This window comes from Pseudomonas sp. MF6776 (genome assembly GCF_016613125.1).
In the GTDB taxonomy this organism is placed as follows: domain Bacteria; phylum Pseudomonadota; class Gammaproteobacteria; order Pseudomonadales; family Pseudomonadaceae; genus Aquipseudomonas; species Aquipseudomonas iridis.
In genome coordinates, this window is sequence record NZ_JAENSQ010000114.1 from 1 (window position 1) to 536 (window position 536).

Genomic DNA, 536 nt, shown 5'->3' on the forward strand with positions numbered 1-536 from the left:
GTCGCGCGGGATGAAGCGAAGGGACGCTGAGTTGATGCAGTACCGCAGACCGCCGCGGTCGGAAGGACCATCGGGGAACACATGGCCGAGATGACTGTCTGCGTGTACTGACCTGACCTCCGTCCGGACCATGCCGTGTGCGCTGTCCCGCACCTCGTTCACGTTTGCCGAAACGATCGGCTTGGTGAAGCTGGGCCAGCCAGTACCCGAATCGAACTTGTCCGTCGAAGCGAACAGTGGCTCTCCCGACACTATGTCGACGTAGATGCCAGGCTCCTTGTTGTCGTTGTACTCGCCCGTGAAGGGCCTTTCGGTGCCCGCCTCCTGGGTAATTCGGTGTTGCTCGGGAGTCAGGTGGTCGATTGCTGTCTGTGACTTTTCAAACTTCATTACAGTCTCCAATACTTATCTAGAGGGCCAGGCACGCTACCGCTAATTTTTTATGTCTCCTGATTTGCTCCTACAATGGTAGTGGGATGGCAAACGAGGTTTTACTAAGTGTTGGAAAATTAGAGATTTAAATTTCGCGTCTATTA

1 protein-coding gene is annotated in these 536 nt (G+C 54.1%); it reads right to left on the minus strand.

Going from position 1 to position 536, the window contains the following annotated elements; genetic code table 11:
* Positions 1-390: peptide-methionine (R)-S-oxide reductase MsrB (gene msrB / locus JJD74_RS30685; protein WP_200618114.1), on the minus strand; the 390-nt coding region annotated here is incomplete at its 3' end.
* Positions 391-536: the final 146 nt, after the last annotated feature.